Annotated in this window: 13 protein-coding genes, 2 tRNA genes and 1 rRNA gene; 7 read left to right on the top strand and 9 right to left on the bottom strand. The window is 60.7% G+C overall.

Annotation, left to right across the window (positions count from 1 at the left end; translation table 11 throughout):
* The first annotated feature begins 4 nt into the window (after positions 1-4).
* Together BLT86_RS18375 and BLT86_RS18370 are read left to right on the top strand one after the other, a co-directional pair.
* Positions 5-496 (top strand): hypothetical protein, encoded by a 492-nt coding sequence (locus tag BLT86_RS18375; protein ID WP_004425286.1) that lies wholly within the window; start codon positions 5-7, stop codon positions 494-496.
* Positions 497-574: 78 nt separating this feature from the next.
* Positions 575-2,212, top strand: coding sequence for a VWA domain-containing protein (locus BLT86_RS18370; RefSeq protein WP_004425282.1), 1,638 nt, complete (start codon positions 575-577; stop codon positions 2,210-2,212).
* A gap of 102 nt (positions 2,213-2,314) precedes the next feature.
* Here the strand turns inward: BLT86_RS18370 and BLT86_RS18365 are convergent, their stop codons facing one another.
* The 9 genes from BLT86_RS18365 to BLT86_RS18325 form a co-directional block, all read right to left on the bottom strand.
* Entirely contained in the window at positions 2,315-4,270 is a 1,956-nt protein-coding gene (locus BLT86_RS18365) for a DUF7844 domain-containing protein (RefSeq protein WP_092378785.1), read from the bottom strand.
* The gene (locus BLT86_RS18360; protein WP_092378782.1) at positions 4,267-4,587 is read right to left on the bottom strand and encodes a DUF2388 domain-containing protein; all 321 of its coding nucleotides are present in this window, start codon (positions 4,585-4,587) and stop codon (positions 4,267-4,269) included. Before BLT86_RS18360 ends, BLT86_RS18365 begins: the two co-directional genes overlap by 4 nt.
* Before the next feature lie 146 nt (positions 4,588-4,733).
* A complete protein-coding gene (locus BLT86_RS18355) occupies positions 4,734-5,057 on the bottom strand; it encodes a DUF2388 domain-containing protein (protein WP_092378780.1) in 324 nt (107 codons plus the stop codon).
* 81 nt (positions 5,058-5,138) lie between these two features.
* The gene (locus BLT86_RS18350) at positions 5,139-5,342 is read right to left on the bottom strand and encodes a DUF1127 domain-containing protein (protein ID WP_092378777.1); all 204 of its coding nucleotides are present in this window, start codon (positions 5,340-5,342) and stop codon (positions 5,139-5,141) included.
* A gap of 223 nt (positions 5,343-5,565) precedes the next feature.
* Positions 5,566-5,781, bottom strand: a complete 216-nt coding sequence (locus BLT86_RS18345; protein WP_092378774.1) for a DUF1127 domain-containing protein — start codon at positions 5,779-5,781, stop codon at positions 5,566-5,568.
* A gap of 355 nt (positions 5,782-6,136) precedes the next feature.
* On the bottom strand, positions 6,137-7,573 hold the full coding sequence (locus tag BLT86_RS18340; protein WP_092378771.1) for an NAD(P)(+) transhydrogenase (Re/Si-specific) subunit beta: 1,437 nt from the start codon (positions 7,571-7,573) through the stop codon (positions 6,137-6,139).
* Between the two features lie 3 nt (positions 7,574-7,576).
* Positions 7,577-7,888, bottom strand: coding sequence for an NAD(P) transhydrogenase subunit alpha (locus BLT86_RS18335; protein ID WP_090435146.1), 312 nt, complete (start codon positions 7,886-7,888; stop codon positions 7,577-7,579).
* Positions 7,889-7,899: 11 nt separating this feature from the next.
* The gene (locus BLT86_RS18330; protein ID WP_092378769.1) at positions 7,900-9,021 is read right to left on the bottom strand and encodes a Re/Si-specific NAD(P)(+) transhydrogenase subunit alpha; all 1,122 of its coding nucleotides are present in this window, start codon (positions 9,019-9,021) and stop codon (positions 7,900-7,902) included.
* A gap of 472 nt (positions 9,022-9,493) precedes the next feature.
* The gene (locus tag BLT86_RS18325; RefSeq protein WP_092378765.1) at positions 9,494-10,390 is read right to left on the bottom strand and encodes a LysR family transcriptional regulator; all 897 of its coding nucleotides are present in this window, start codon (positions 10,388-10,390) and stop codon (positions 9,494-9,496) included.
* A gap of 177 nt (positions 10,391-10,567) precedes the next feature.
* On the opposite strand from BLT86_RS18325, the gene BLT86_RS18320 reads away from it, so the two are divergent.
* From BLT86_RS18320 to BLT86_RS18300, 5 genes are all read left to right on the top strand, one after another.
* Positions 10,568-11,749 carry an acyl-CoA dehydrogenase gene (locus BLT86_RS18320; RefSeq protein ID WP_092378763.1) on the top strand — a complete coding sequence of 394 codons (1,182 nt, stop codon included), beginning with the start codon at positions 10,568-10,570 and terminating at the stop codon, positions 11,747-11,749.
* A 56-nt stretch (positions 11,750-11,805) separates the two neighbouring features.
* Positions 11,806-13,029 (top strand): CaiB/BaiF CoA transferase family protein, encoded by a 1,224-nt coding sequence (locus tag BLT86_RS18315; protein ID WP_092378761.1) that lies wholly within the window; start codon positions 11,806-11,808, stop codon positions 13,027-13,029.
* Positions 13,030-13,553: 524 nt separating this feature from the next.
* A 16S ribosomal RNA gene (locus tag BLT86_RS18310) occupies positions 13,554-15,089 on the top strand.
* Positions 15,090-15,174: 85 nt separating this feature from the next.
* Positions 15,175-15,251, top strand: a tRNA-Ile gene (locus BLT86_RS18305).
* 22 nt (positions 15,252-15,273) lie between these two features.
* Positions 15,274-15,349: transfer RNA gene (locus tag BLT86_RS18300), tRNA-Ala, on the top strand.
* Positions 15,350-15,585: the final 236 nt, after the last annotated feature.

Genomic DNA, 15,585 nt, shown 5'->3' with positions numbered 1-15,585 from the left:
GTCCATGCATCCACTTCGTTCTTTTGTCCTACTGGCTGGCGTCGCCATGCTCGCCGGTTGTGCCGTCAGTTCGCAGGAATGCGACCCACGTAATGCCGATGCCGGGTTCGCCACCAAATTCGGTTGCAAGACCCAGGGCGTCTACGCCCAGCGTGTCGAGGAGAAGGAAAAGATCCTGCTCGACGAGCAGAAAACCAACCAGTTGTTCCGTGATGTCTATGCCGCTATCGAGCAGGAGAAAGCGTCGGTCGGCAAGGATCTGGCGACCCAGCAGGCGCAGTACGCCTCCTTGAACAAGTCGCTGAACGCCCTGCTTGGTGAACTCAAGAATAAGGCCAAGGGCAACCGGCGCATCGAGGCAGAAATTGCTGCGCTGGAGAACGACCTGAAAAATATCAACCAGCAGGAGAATCCGGCCGTGCTGCAGAAACAGGTTGAGCTGCAGAAGCTGCGTAGCAAGGTTTCCAGCCTGGAAAGCGATCTTGGCCTGCGTTGATCATTGCCGTTACACCTGCATGCCGGTCGTTCCGCCAGCAGGCTTTTCCCTGACTACCTAAGCAGGAAGCTGACCGCCATGAAGCGAATCTCCCGCCTGTCCTCCCAAACCCGTAGCGCGGCAGATGCCCTGGCCGGTCATGGCGAACTCACGCAGATCCTGCGCCGGCACCTGCCGCCGAGCACGGCGACCCTGTACGCCAAGCCGAAGCAGGCCGAGGGTGATATCGTCGAATGGTATTCGGATCTTGGCGGCCAGCCGGTACCGTTCAGCCAGTTGGATGAGAAGGAGGCGGCGCAGGTGCGCCACCTGCTCGACGAGCGACTGGCTTCTATCGAACAACTGGCCAGCCAGCTCGATGCGCAGGGTGGCGATGGTGTACGCCAGGCGGCTCTGTTGCGTGAAGCGGCCCGTTATCCCGACACCTCGACCCTGTATTCGCTCAATGGCCAGCCGCTGGTGACCTTCTGGGGCGGTGGCCAACCCCCAGCGCCACCGATCACGCCTGTTACCGCGCAAGCTGGTGCGTTACCGCCAGGTGCAGCAGCCTTGGTCAGCGAGGTGCCACGCAAGCGGCGCTGGTGGTTGTGGCTGCTGCTTGCCCTGCTGTTGCTGGCCCTACTGGCGGCGCTCTGGTGGTGGCTGTTCTGTCGTGAGCCGGAAACCCCGCCTGTGCCGGTCGAGTCTCCGGTGGCCGAAGAGCCGGCCGTGCCTGAGGAGGTTCCATCCGAGCAGGAGCCAGTGGAAGAGGATCCGGTGGTCGAGGAGCTCGAACCCGAGCCGGAAATTCCGCTGCCACCGCCGATTCCCGAGCCCAAGCCTGAACCAAAACCCGAGCCCAAGCCGGATCCTGCCGAGCTGCTGAAAAAACGTATCGATGGCATCGCCCGAGACTGTTCGGCCCTGCAGAAGATGCAGCGCGAAGAGCCGTTGCTCAAGGACAACGCCGCCCTGCGCGAGCAGGTCGAGCAGAACTTGGCGAAGAACTGCAAGGAGCAGTTGATCACTAATGCCAAGAACCTTTGCCCCGATGAGCGTCCGAAGGAGTTGGCGCCGGAGATGGTCATTGTCTTTGATGCTTCCGGTTCCATGGATATCAGCATGCTGGCCACACCCAAGGAAATCGAACAGGCAACGATGGTGCAAGGGGTTGCCAATATCGCCACGCAGCTGCTGCTTGGAACCAATGCCCCGAACACGATGGGCCATGTATTCCGTGAACCCAAGCGCATCACCACGGCGCGCGAGGCGACTATTGGCGTGGTGCAACAGTTGCCCAGTGATGCCAACGCCGGACTGGTGCTGGTGGAGAGCTGTCCGGGCGCCCGCAGCGTCGGCTACTTCGGTCCTGGCCAACGAGCAGATCTGCTGTCACGCCTGCGCACCGTGACACCGGTACAAGGCACGCCTCTGGCCGATGGCATCGCCAAGGCCGGACAGATGCTCGATGGGGTCAACCGCGAGTCGGTGATGCTGGTGGTGTCCGATGGCGAGGAGAGTTGCAACCAGGATCCCTGTGCGATAGCCCAGGCCTTGGCGCGCAGCAAACCGCACTTGAAGATCAACGTGGTCGATATTCTCGGCACCGGTGCCGGGAATTGCCTGGCGGCGGCGACCGGGGGCAAGGTGTTCACCGCGCGCAACGTCAATGAGCTGCAGATCATGACCAATCAGGCAGCGCAGGACGTGCTGCCGCCAGCACACTGCAAGCGCTAAGAACCAGGGCGGGCGCAAAGGCAGAGCGAGGCCAGGCTTGTATTGCGACATGCCTGCTCACCCTCGCGCTACGGTCAATTCCGGTCTGCGCCAGGATGTGCCTTACGGCAGCTCCAGCCCGCCACTGGCCTTGTGCAAGACCCGCAGATGCTCTCCGAGGGCAACCAGATTGGCCTCATTAGCCTCCAGTTCAGCCATGCGCTCGGGTTGCAGCAGGTTGCGCACTTCGCCATCGAGCTCGTCGCTGAGCTGGCGCAGTTGCTGCTGACGCTCACGGCTGCTGGCCTCGAGACGCTCCCATTCCTGCTGCTGCGGCAAGCCGTAGCCGCCTTCGAGCAGCTCCGCCGGACGGCTGAGAAAGCCGCTGTTGGCCAGGATCTGTTCAAGCGCGGCACCGGCCTTGTTCAGGCTCGGGTCACCAGCAGCACGGCCGGTGAGGTAGCGGCGTTTGAGTTCGTCCTGGGCCAGCAGCAGTTGCCGGCGCAGCGCGGCTTGCTCCAGCAGCAAGAGGGCGGCGCTGGCGCGCAGGTCGGCCTTAGCGAACCATTGGCTGCGCGCCGCTGCAGGCTGTTCCAGCCAGGCCTCGACGCTGTCGTGCTGGATCGGCAGGCGCTGGCGCAGCACGGCGAACATGGCCTGGTAACGTTCGCGGAAGGAGTCGAAGCGATAGCCCAGGCGCAGTGCTTCACGCGGGTCGTCGAGCACGCTGGTGTCGGCCAGGCCGCGAGCATTCATCAGCTCCAGCAGGCCGTTGGGCAGGATGCTGTCCAGTGCATGCAGGCGCGGGTTGCCGGTACCGCTGCGCAGCAGCTTGAGGGTTTCCACCGCGCAGTTGTTGGAGACGAAGTAGTAGTCGCCGTCATAGCTCCAGTGCTGTTCGGCGGCGCGGACTACCAACTGTTCGAGCTCATCGCGCGACAGGCGCAGCGGCACCGAGGCCAGGCTGCGCAGCTCGACCTTGGTGTATTCATCGATCACCTGTTCCAGCGGCAGGACGAACAGACGTGAGGGGTAGACGCCGGTCAGGCCATCCCAGCTCGAGAGCTGCACATCGCCGACGAAGGCGCGATAGGACAGCACCAGGTGATGGTCGAGATCCAGACGGCAGTCCGGCCCGCGCGGTCGGCCTGGTGCGCAGACCACCAGGCGCAGCATGCTGTGACCCCAGCGGCTCATCCAGGCATCGTTGGCCTCGGCGAGCAGGTAGTCGACCTCGTATACGCGCTTGGGGTCGAGCCGGCCCAGCGGCTGCAGGGCAAAGTCGCGCCCGGCATTGAGGTAGGCATAGTCGTTGCTGCAGTGTTCGCTGGGCGGCGCCCAGTCGAAGTGCTCGCGGAAATGGCGCGCCAGCGAGGGGCGGCGACAGGCGTAGCTGGGGTCGAGCAGAAAGTATTCGAGGTTGACCGCGACGAACTCCAGCGCGTTGGTCAGCTCGTAGCTGTCCGGGCTGCGGGCGACCTGACCGTTGTCCAGGTCGCGCGCGCCACGCTGGCCGACTCGTTGCTGCCAGCCGGCCAGGTCGAGCAGGCGTGGATCATCGCTGAGAGTGAAGCGCCGTTCGCTCTGGCCACGGCAATCCTCCGGCAGCCCGACCAGGCCCAGCGAGCGGGCCTGCTGGCGGCAGCGGTTGATGTGGCGGCGCTCGGCCGCAGGCCACAGGCGTGCACGGTCGTAGAGGTGGGTCAGTTCATGCAGCAAAGTGGCCAGCAGTTCCTGGCGCTGGGTGCCGTGCGGGCGACCGGTCTGGTTACGTGCCGCCGAGCCATCGACCAGTTTCGGCAGCAGCTCGGCGTTAAGCTCGATACCGCTGAAGCGCCCGACCTGGCCGTAGACCTCCGAGGGCAGTCCGGCACGCCAGCTGACCCTGACTTCACGGTCCAGTTGCTCGATGAAGCGTGGCGGCAAGGCAGCCATTGCTTCATCCAGCAGTGACTGGCTGGCCTGGCGTTGCTCAGCGTCGAGGGCGCTGTCGTCCAGCGCCAGGCGCAACTGCGCCTGGGCGACGCCTGCGGCGCATGCCAGCAGCGCGCCACAACACCAGGCGAGCAGATGGGTCACAGGGCGAGAATGGCTTCGGCCAGTTGCAGGTCGCTGGCGCTCTGTGCTTCGGGCAGTTGCTGGCGAATGGTCTGCAGCGCAGCTTCCAATTGTGCGCCGCGAATTTCACCGGCGCTGGCGACGAAGCTGGCGGCGTCGTCACGGGCCTGTACCACGGCTTTCATGTCGCGAATCGAGGTGGTGGTGTCGGAGGTAAAGTTGATGCTGCGATCCAGGGAACGCACCACGATGTTGCTGGTGGCAACCACGGTTTGCGCCTGGGCGATACCGCTGAACAGGGCGCAGGCGGTGACGGCTATGACGAATGAACGACGCATGGGTAAGACACTCCGAGAACGGCAGAACGGACGATTTGACGTAGGCAGGCCGGCGCGGTTCCCCGCTGCCGGGCAGGTGGGCGAAGTTTACGGGGCGCAGCGCTGACGGTCAGCTACGCGTCATTGGCCAGACGTGTGCAAAGTTTTCACAGGCTGAGAATGGCCTGGGCCAGGGTCAGGTCGTCAGCCGCCGCCAATTCCACGGCGTGACTGCGAATCTGCAGCAGGGCCGCTTCGAGTCGGGCGCTGCGAATGGCGCCGTCGCTGGCAACGAAGCTGGCGGCATCGTCGCGGGCCGCGCGCAGCTGTTTCATGTCGCGCAACGAGCTGGTCGCGTCCGAGGTGACCTCGACGGTGCCGGCCAGGGCGCCGCCCAGAGTGTCGGTGGTCGCGACCAGGCTGCTGGCGCAGGCGCTGCCTGCCAGGCCGACCGAGAGCAGGGCGGCAATGAGAGATTGCTTCAGGTGCATTGGGATAACTCCGATAGGTGGGTCGCTGTTCTGCGCACCCGCAAATCTTAGCCCAATGGCCCCTGTGGCTCCATTGCTGGCTCAGCGCCAGAAGGGTTTGGCCAGTTCTTCTTCGCGCTGAACGCTGCTGATGCCGGCGTCGGCCAATTGCTGATCGTTGAGCAGGGCGAGCTGTTGGCGGGTGCGTCGGTTGCGTTGCCAGTGACGTAGCCGCGAATAGAGGCTCAGCCAGTGCGGGGCGGTACTGTGCTCAGGCTGCGAAAGGGGGCGGTGAATGCGATCCATGGCGTTCTCCTGTCGGGAGACAAGGGGGCAGCTCATGATCTCGCACGCGTGCTCAGGCGAGCAGATACAAACGAAGGTAATTGTGCGGGAGCAGTGAAGGCCTTATGGCAACTGTACCGCTCTTACGGGTGATGACTGTTGCAGAAAAAACGAAAGCCCCACCGCAGCAGAGACGGTGGAGCTCTCAGAAGATCCCAACTTGGGGATGGAGCAAAGCAGGGTGTCAGCGCCAGAACGGCTTCTGCAGTTCGACGTAACGCTGATTCTCGGTGATACCGGCGTCGGCCAGCAGGCGGGCATCCAGTCGAGCCAGTTGACGACGACTGACGATGCGGCGCTGCCACAGGCTGAGGGTGGCGATCACGCGGAGCGGCCAGGCCGATTTGTCGCTGGCAACGCTGTGAGTCTGAAGCTGGGCGGAACTGAGGGTACGTTCCATGGTGGTCATCCTTCCGCTTGTGGCGGGGTATGTGTGCTATCGATGGGCAAATTATCCCGAGCGCAGTCGGGGCCCAATAGTCACAGCTGGATGAAATTGTTGTGCTATTAGATAGGTTGCTTTGTAACTGTTCGGTCAGGAATCGATGAAACTGTATTGGTCATAAGTGAAAAGACTGGGTGCAACCTTGATTTGCGAGATTTTCAACTGGGTGCAACCCATTAATGCTGGTCTTTCAAGCAGTACAGTTTCCAATTGGTCTGTTGTGCTTGTTGACCTGAATATCAATTTTTTCCTGGCGCCGGAAATGAGAAACCCGGCACATGGCCGGGTTTCCTGTCTGACTGGTCAGGGCTTATTCGACGGCCTTGACCATGTCTTCGATGACCTTCTTGGCATCGCCGAAGACCATCATGGTCTTGTCCATGTAGAACAGTTCGTTATCCAGGCCGGCGTAGCCGCTGGCCATCGAGCGCTTGTTGACGATCACGGTCTTGGCTTTGTAAGCCTCGAGGATCGGCATGCCGGCGATCGGCGACTTCGGATCGTTCTTCGCGGCCGGGTTGACCACGTCGTTGGCGCCGAGCACCAGCACCACGTCGGTCTGGCCGAACTCGGAGTTGATGTCCTCCATCTCGAACACCTGTTCGTACGGTACTTCGGCTTCGGCCAGCAGCACGTTCATGTGGCCCGGCATGCGCCCGGCAACCGGGTGGATCGCGTACTTCACGGTCACGCCGCGGTGGGTCAGCTTCTCCGCCAGCTCCATCAATGCATGCTGGGCACGGGCCACCGCCAGACCGTAACCGGGGACGATGACCACGGTATCGGCGTTGGTCAGCAGGAAGGCGGCGTCGTCGCTTGATCCCGACTTCACGCTGCGCTGTTCCTGGCTGCCTGCGGCGGCACCGGCGTCGGCATCGGCGCCGAAGCCGCCGAGGATGACGTTGAAGAACGAGCGGTTCATCGCCTTGCACATGATGTACGAGAGGATGGCGCCCGAAGAGCCGACCAGCGAACCGGCGACGATCAGCATCGAGTTGTTCAGCGAGAAGCCGATACCGGCGGCCGCCCAGCCCGAGTAGCTGTTGAGCATCGACACCACCACCGGCATGTCGGCACCGCCGATGGGGATGATGATCAGCACGCCGATGACGAACGCCAGCGCCACCAGGATGGCGAAGGCGGTAATGTCGCCGGTGAAGGTGTAGTACAGGCCCAGGCCGAGAATCGCCAGGCCGATCACCAGATTGACCAGGTGCTGACCCTTGAACACCACGGGCGCGCCTTGGAACAGGCGGAACTTGTACTTGCCCGACAGCTTGCCGAAGGCGATCACCGAACCGGAGAAGGTGATGGCACCAATGGCGGCGCCGAGGAACAGCTCCAGGCGGTTGCCGGCCGGGATGGCGTCGCCCAGCGCAGCGACGATGCCCAGCGACTGCGGCTCGACCACGGCGGCAATGGCGATGAACACGGCGGCCAGGCCGATCATGCTGTGCATGAAGGCGACCAGCTCCGGCATCTTGGTCATCTCGACGCGCTTGGCCATGAGGGTGCCGACGCTGCCGCCGACCAACAGGCCGACGATGACGAAGCCCAGGCCTTGTACGGCCAGCTCGCTGCCGAGCTTGTAGATCAGGCCGACGGTGGTCAGTACGGCGATGGCCATGCCGATCATGCCGAACAAGTTGCCGCGCCGCGACGTGGTCGGGTGCGACAGGCCCTTGAGCGCCTGGATAAAGCACACCGAGGCGACGAGGTAGAGAACAGTGATCAGGTTCATGCTCATCGATTACTTCTCCACCTGGGCCTTCGGGGCCTTCTTCTTGAACATTTCCAGCATGCGCCGGGTTACCAGGAAGCCGCCGAACACGTTGACCGCAGCCAGGGCCACGGCCAGGGTGCCCATGGTCTTGCCCAGCGGCGTGACGGTGAGCGCGGCGGCCAGCATGGCGCCGACGATCACAATGGCGGAAATGGCGTTGGTCACGGCCATCAGCGGGGTGTGCAGGGCCGGGGTGACGTTCCACACCACGTGGTAGCCGACATAGATGGCCAGCACGAAGATGATCAGGTTGTAGATGCCGTCGGAAATCAGATCCATGTCCCTACTCCTTAGCCGTTCTTGCGCACGATTTCGCCGGCATTGCACATTAGGCAGGCCGCGACGATGTCGTCTTCGAGGTTGAGCTGGAACTGGCCTTCCTTGTCGATCACGAGCTTGAGGAAGTCCAGCAGGTTGCGTGCATACAGCGCGGAAGCATCCGCCGGCACCAGGGCCGCCAGGTTGGTGTGGCCGACGAGGGTCACGCCATGCTTGACCACCACCTGGTCCGCTTCGGTCAGCGGGCAGTTGCCGCCTTGCGCAGCGGCCAGGTCGATGATCACGGAGCCCGGCTTCATCTCTTGCACAGTGGCTTCGTGCAGCAGCGTCGGCGCCTTGCGGCCCGGAATAAGCGCCGTGGTGATGACGATGTCGGCCTGCTTGGCGCGTTCGTGCACGGCCTTGGCTTGGCGCTCCATCCAGGACTGCGGCATCGGTCGGGCATAACCGCCCACGCCCTGAGCGCACTCGCGCTCTTCATCGGTCTCGAACGGTACGTCGACGAACTTGGCGCCGAGCGATTCGATCTGCTCCTTAACCGCAGGGCGCACGTCGGAGGCCTCGATCACCGCCCCCAGGCGCTTGGCCGTGGCGATGGCCTGCAGGCCGGCAACACCGGCGCCGAGAATCAGCACGCGGGCGGCCTTAACGGTGCCGGCGGCGGTCATCAACATGGGCATGAAGCGTGGGTAGTGGTTGGCGGCGAGCATCACGGCCTTGTAGCCGGCGATGTTGGCCTGCGAACTCAGCACGTCCAGGCTCTGTGCACGGGAGGTGCGCGGCGCGGCCTCCAGAGCGAAGGCGGTGATGCCACGGGCGTTGAGGCGCGCGATGGTGTCGTTGCAGAACGGATTCAGCATGCCGACCAGTACGGCGCCGCCCCTCATATGAGCCAGTTCGGCATCGGTCGGCGCGACCACCTTCAGCACCAGGTCGGCGCCCAAAGCGGCTGCATCATTGCCAATGCTTGCGCCAGCAGCCTCGTAAGCGCTGTCCGGAATGCTGGCGCTGACGCCGGCACCGGCCTGCACGGTCACCTGATGACCTTGGCCGACCAGCTTCTTGATGGTCTCTGGGGTCGCGGCAACCCGCGTCTCCCCGGCATGGGTTTCGAGAGGAACACCGATGTGCACTTCTAATCTCCTGCGTGATCTTTTTTGTGAACCGGTGCACTGCGCTGGCGCGCCGGCGATTGGGGATCAGCACAAAACCTGCCCGAACGTGGTGGGCGCCGCGATTGTGCAATCGAACGCTGACCCTTACAAGAAGTTATGGAGTAAAAAAAATGGATTACTACAAGTAATAGGTCTATGAGGGATTTTTATACTGCGTGCAGGCCGCGTCATCTCTAAGCGAAGGTAGGTCTCAAGAGGCTTTCAGGGGACTTTCGCCATTCACCAGTCGAATGACCGTTGGTCGCTTTGACTGTCGTGTGAAAAGTGGCGAACGCCACCGTTCGAAATAGTTGAATAGCCCGAAAGTACTGGTGTGGCGCGGATAGATGCGAGAGTGGCGTTGTAGTGTGACCGATATCGCGCTACCAGTGCTTTTATTGGATTTCTATGGTGCTCGGGTGCTGGTTTGGCGTCATGGGCTCGGAGGTTTTCATGCTTGACGATAGGTGGCGGCCTGCGCGAGCAGCCAGTCACGGAAGGCTTTGAGCGCCGAGGACTCGGCCTTGCGCTCCGGCACCATCAGGTAATAGGCGCGGTCGTTGTTGGGAACGGCACGGTCGAGGGCGATGACCAGGCTTCCTTCTTCCAGCTCGCGCTGAATCAGGAACGGTGGGATCAGTGCAATGCCCATCTCATGCCGTGCTGCCTGGGCCAACATGGAAAACAGCTCCAGGCGTGGGCCGGTCATGTCGCGAGGAACGCTCATGCCCTGAGCGGCGAACCACTGGCGCCAGGCATAGGGGCGAGTGGTCTGCTGCAGCAGTGGCAGCGCCGCGATACGTTCGGTCGTGGCGGGCTCATCGCCCAGCAGCGCCGGGCTGCAGACCGGCAGCAGATGCTCGTGCATCAGGAAATGAGCCTGCGTGCCTGACCATTCGGCATCTCCATAGTAGATGGCGGCATCGAAATGGGTGTCGGCGAACAGGAAGGGGCGTGTGCGATTGGTCAGGTGCACCGTCACTTCCGGATGCAGTTGCTGAAAGGCGCGCAGGCGTGGCAGCAGCCACTGCGTGCCGAAGGTAGGGACCACCGCCAGCTCGATGCTGGCGGTGCCCTGGTTGCCCATCAATGCCAGGGTGTCACGCTCCACTGCGTCGAGCTGCGCCGCTACCTTGCGGCTATAGGCAACGCCGGCCTCGGTTAGCACCACCCCGCGCCGTGAGCGGCGGAACAGCTCGACATTGAGAAAACTTTCCAGGCCGCCGATCTGCCTGCAGACCGCGCTCTGCGTCAGGTTTAGCTCGTCGGCAGCCTTGGTGAAGCTCTGGTGGCGAGCCGCTGACTCGAAGGCGACCAGGGCGGCTGTGCTGGGGATCTTGCGGCGCATTTATGCGTAAGCCTCACTTATGTGCGATGGAACAACCCATTTAAGCTATCTCGAAGTGAGGGAAAAGCACAGGTATGTGCGAATTCTGCGTTTGTTCTGTGTGCAAAGCCGGCCTAGGATCTGTGTCATCCGAGGTCGACAGTGTCGACCGTTCACTTCCCCGCTTCGAGGTTTCTCGTGATGGCCAAGGCAAGCTTCAACTGGATCGACCCGCTGCTGCTGGATCAGCAACTGACTGAAGAAGAGCGCATGGTGCGCGACAGCGCCCAGCAGTTTGCCGATGACAAGCTGGCGCCGCGCGTGCTGGAAGCTTTCCGTCATGAGCAGACCGACCCGAAAATCTTCCGCGAGATGGGCGAAACCGGTCTGCTCGGCGCAACCATTCCCGAGGCCTACGGTGGTAGTGGTCTCAACTATGTGTGCTACGGCCTGATCGCGCGTGAAGTGGAGCGTATCGACTCCGGCTATCGCTCGATGATGAGCGTGCAGTCTTCGTTGGTGATGGTGCCGATCAACGAGTTCGGCAATGAAGCGACCAAGCAGAAGTATCTGCCCAAGCTGGCCAGCGGCGAATTTATCGGCTGCTTCGGCCTCACCGAGCCGAATCATGGTTCCGATCCGGGTTCCATGGTCACCCGCGCCAAGAAGGTCGACGGCGGCTACCGCCTGACCGGCAGCAAGATGTGGATCACCAATAGCCCGATCGCCGATGTCTTCGTGGTCTGGGCCAAGGACGATGCCGGCGAGATTCGCGGCTTCGTGCTGGAGAAGGGTTGGCAAGGTCTGTCCGCGCCGGCGATTCACGGCAAGGTCGGGCTGCGCGCCTCGATCACCGGCGAGATCGTCATGGACAACGTGTTCTGTCCCGAAGAGAACGCATTCCCGGACGTACGAGGCCTGCGCGGCCCGTTCACCTGTCTGAATTCGGCCCGTTACGGCATCAGCTGGGGCGCGCTGGGCGCCGCCGAGTTCTGCTGGCACACCGCGCGCCAGTATGTGCTGGATCGCCACCAGTTCGGCCGGCCGCTGGCGGCCAATCAGCTGATTCAGAAGAAGCTGGCGGACATGCAGACCGAAATCACCTTGGCCCTGCAGGGCTGCCTGCGCCTCGGGCGGATGAAGGACGAAGGCACCGCCGCGGTGGAAATCACCTCGATCATGAAGCGCAACAGCTGTGGCAAGGCCCTGGATATCGCTCGCATGGCGCGCGACATGCTGGGCGGCAACGGCATCAGCGACGAGTTCGGCATCGCCCGCCACTTGGTCAACCTCGAGGTGGTCAACACCTACGAAGGTACTCATGACGTGCATGCGCTGATCCTCGGTCGTGCGCAGACCGGTATCCAGGCATTTTTCTAACCTTTCGTCCCCACAACGATCCCCGGTGCGCGCGGCGCACCCTACGGAGAAGTTCCATGCCTGGTGCTCTGTCCCATATCCGTGTGCTCGACCTGTCTCGTGTGCTCGCCGGTCCCTGGTGCGGGCAGATCCTGGGTGATCTGGGCGCCGAGGTGATCAAGGTCGAGCGACCGGGAAGCGGGGACGACACTCGGCATTGGGGGCCTCCTTATATAAAGGACGCCGAAGGCAATGATTCGCGTGAGGCGGCTTACTTCCAGAGTGCCAATCGCAACAAGCAATCCCTGACCCTGGACTTCACCCAGCCTGAAGGGCAGCGACTGGTTCGTGAGCTGGTCGCGCAGTGCGATGTACTGCTGGAGAACTTCAAGGTCGGCGGCCTGGCGGCCTATGGCCTGGATTATGAATCGCTGAAGGCGATCAATCCGCGTCTGATCTATTGCTCCATCACCGGCTTCGGCCAAACCGGTCCTTATGCCAAGCGTGCCGGTTACGATTTCATGATCCAGGGGCTCGGCGGTCTGATGAGTCTGACTGGGCGTCCCGAAGGTGAAGAAGGGGCGGGGCCGATGAAGGTCGGCGTGGCGCTGACCGATATCCTTACCGGGCTCTATGCCACCGTGGGGGTGCTGGCCGCGCTGAATCAGCGTGAGCAGTCCGGTATCGGTCAGCATATAGATGTGGCATTGCTCGACGTACAGGTGGCCTGCCTGGCCAATCAGGCCATGAACTACCTGGCAACGGGTGTATCGCCCCGGCGTCTGGGTAACGCTCATCCCAACATCGTTCCTTATCAGGACTTCCCCAGTGCCGATGGCAACTTCATCCTGGCTGTGGGTAACGACGGGCAGTTCCGCAAATTCTGTGAGGTCGCGGGCATCGCGCAGCTTGCCGACGATCCCCGCTTCGCCAGCAACAAGGCGCGGGTGGCGCATCGTGCCGAGCTGATTCCACTGCTGCGCCAGGCCACTGTCTTCAAGACTACGGCGCAATGGATCGAGTCGCTGGAAAAGGCTGGTGTGCCATGTGGGCCGATCAATGACCTGCAGCAGGTGTTCGCCGATCCGCAGGTGCAGGCGCGTGGTCTGCGTTTCGACCTGCCCAATGCACTGGGTGGCAGTACTCCGCAGGTTGCCAGTCCGCTGCGGCTATCTGAAACGCCGGTGGCTTATCGTTCTGCGCCGCCGTTGCTTGGGCAGCATACTGATGCCTTGCTGCATAACTTGCTGGGTATGAGCGAAGCGCAAGTAGCCCAATTGCGTGAGACGGGCGTGATCTGAGCCTTTCGGTTTGCTCTCTATAATAGAGGGCGAAAGTCTTCGATCCTTTTTCTGCAATTATTTCCGTGTCAGGGGTTTACAGCTCGCTGTGCTCATGTAGAATGCGCGCCTCGCTGAGACGAACCAGGTTCGACGAAGCGCTAAGTTGTTGAGATAGAAAGAAAATTTCTTCAAAAACAACTTGACGGAGTAAAGAGGTGCTGTAGAATGCGCGCCTCACCGAAGCGGAAGAGATGAAGCTGAGGTTGCTCTAAGTGGTTGAGTAGAAAAGAGTTTCTCCGGAAATAAATTCGAAAAACAGCTTGACAGATACAAGGGCTGCTGTAGAATGCGCGGCCTCGGTTGAGACGAAAAGCTTAACCAACTGTTCTTTAACAACTGAATCAAGCAATTCGTGTGGGTGCTTGTGAGGTAAGACTGATAGTCGACTGATTATCAGCATCACAAGTAACACTCGTGAATTCGAGAGTTTATTTGCGATTGCTGAGCCAAGTTTAGGGTTTTCTCAAAACCCAAGCAGTATTGAACTGAAGAGTTTGATCATGGCTCAGATTGAACGCTGGCGGCAGGCCTAACACATGCAAGTCGAGCGGATGAAGGGAGCTTGCTCCCTGATTTAGCGGCGGACGGGTGAGTAATGCCTAGGAATCTGCCTGGTAGTGGGGGATAACGTTCCGAAAGGAACGCTAATACCGCGTACGTCCTACGGGAGAAAGCAGGGGACCTTCGGGCCTTGCGCTATCAGATGAGCCTAGGTCGGATTAGCTAGTTGGTGAGGTAATGGCTCACCAAGGCGACGATCCGTAACTGGTCTGAGAGGATGATCAGTCACACTGGAACTGAGACACGGTCCAGACTCCTACGGGAGGCAGCAGTGGGGAATATTGGACAATGGGCGAAAGCCTGATCCAGCCATGCCGCGTGTGTGAAGAAGGTCTTCGGATTGTAAAGCACTTTAAGTTGGGAGGAAGGGCTGCTGGTTAATACCCTGCAGTTTTGACGTTACCAACAGAATAAGCACCGGCTAACTTCGTGCCAGCAGCCGCGGTAATACGAAGGGTGCAAGCGTTAATCGGAATTACTGGGCGTAAAGCGCGCGTAGGTGGTTCGTTAAGTTGGATGTGAAAGCCCCGGGCTCAACCTGGGAACTGCATCCAAAACTGGCGAGCTAGAGTACGGTAGAGGGTGGTGGAATTTCCTGTGTAGCGGTGAAATGCGTAGATATAGGAAGGAACACCAGTGGCGAAGGCGACCACCTGGACTGATACTGACACTGAGGTGCGAAAGCGTGGGGAGCAAACAGGATTAGATACCCTGGTAGTCCACGCCGTAAACGATGTCAACTAGCCGTTGGAATCCTTGAGATTTTAGTGGCGCAGCTAACGCATTAAGTTGACCGCCTGGGGAGTACGGCCGCAAGGTTAAAACTCAAATGAATTGACGGGGGCCCGCACAAGCGGTGGAGCATGTGGTTTAATTCGAAGCAACGCGAAGAACCTTACCTGGCCTTGACATGCTGAGAACTTTCCAGAGATGGATTGGTGCCTTCGGGAACTCAGACACAGGTGCTGCATGGCTGTCGTCAGCTCGTGTCGTGAGATGTTGGGTTAAGTCCCGTAACGAGCGCAACCCTTGTCCTTAGTTACCAGCACCTCGGGTGGGCACTCTAAGGAGACTGCCGGTGACAAACCGGAGGAAGGTGGGGATGACGTCAAGTCATCATGGCCCTTACGGCCAGGGCTACACACGTGCTACAATGGTCGGTACAAAGGGTTGCCAAGCCGCGAGGTGGAGCTAATCCCATAAAACCGATCGTAGTCCGGATCGCAGTCTGCAACTCGACTGCGTGAAGTCGGAATCGCTAGTAATCGTGAATCAGAATGTCACGGTGAATACGTTCCCGGGCCTTGTACACACCGCCCGTCACACCATGGGAGTGGGTTGCTCCAGAAGTAGCTAGTCTAACCTTCGGGGGGACGGTTACCACGGAGTGATTCATGACTGGGGTGAAGTCGTAACAAGGTAGCCGTAGGGGAACCTGCGGCTGGATCACCTCCTTAATCGAAGACATCAGCTTCTTCATAAGTTCCCACACGAATTGCTTGATTCATAGTCGAAGACGATGCTGTAACGCGACCCTGTTATAGGTCTGTAGCTCAGTTGGTTAGAGCGCACCCCTGATAAGGGTGAGGTCGGCAGTTCAAATCTGCCCAGACCTACCAATTGCTTGGTGCAGAAGATTACGGGGCCATAGCTCAGCTGGGAGAGCGCCTGCTTTGCACGCAGGAGGTCAGCGGTTCGATCCCGCTTGGCTCCACCACTCTCTACGCGTTGCGGTGAAGGAAAGAGTTCAGAAATGAGCGCTTCAGGGTAGACCTGGTGAGTGCTGATTTCTGGTCTTTTGACCGGTAAGAAAATCGTTCTTTAAAAATTTGGATATGTGATAGAAGTGACTAACAGCGTGTTTCACTGCACGTTGTTAATCAAGGCAAAATTTGTAGTTCTCAAGACGCAAATTTTCGGCGAATGTCGTCTTCACGATTGAGACAGTAACCA

The organism is Pseudomonas sihuiensis, from assembly GCF_900106015.1.
GTDB lineage: Bacteria > Pseudomonadota > Gammaproteobacteria > Pseudomonadales > Pseudomonadaceae > Aquipseudomonas > Aquipseudomonas sihuiensis.
Note: the sequence above shows the minus strand (reverse complement) of the source record. Positions and strands in the feature narration are given on the sequence as shown.